This is a genomic window from Corynebacterium sp. HMSC055A01 (genome assembly GCF_001809405.1).
GTDB classification, from domain to species: domain Bacteria; phylum Actinomycetota; class Actinomycetes; order Mycobacteriales; family Mycobacteriaceae; genus Corynebacterium; species Corynebacterium hesseae.
Genome location: NZ_KV797538.1, coordinates 1 through 414 on the forward strand (window position 1 = coordinate 1; position 414 = coordinate 414).

Annotated in this window: 1 pseudogene; it reads left to right on the forward strand. The window is 54.6% G+C overall.

What is annotated here, in order from left to right:
• Positions 1–187: 187 nt before the first annotated feature.
• A pseudogene (locus HMPREF2604_RS13465) lies at positions 188–393 on the forward strand (IS256 family transposase); the annotation flags it as partial.
• Positions 394–414: the final 21 nt, after the last annotated feature.

A 414-nucleotide genomic window follows, 5' to 3' on the forward strand; every position in this document is an offset into this window, starting at 1 on the left:
GGCTTAAGGGACATTTCGTGTGGATAAATCGATACGGATTCCCGGGGCAGCCTGGGATAATGCAGTGATCTTGATTCTAAATTGGTTCCAACAGCCTGATCGGTGAAATCAACACCGGATAGTCCTAGGTCTGTGGTAGGTAAGCCGCGGCTGGAGCGGTTAGGTCAATTCCTATGGTGACGTCCGCACCGAAGCCCCTGTACATCCACTGGACCTAGCCAGGCATCAAGAGTTTGGACGCAATGGGGAGAAGCGGCATACGCGGCCTAGACGAAAGAAGAGCTCACACGACGCGGCCACCCAGACGGGCGACCTGCCACATTCGACACCCATATCGACAACGAGTGGAACCCCAGCTTAGGCATAAGAAAAGGCTGGGCCGGACGCTCCTAAATCCACACGAAATGTCCCTTA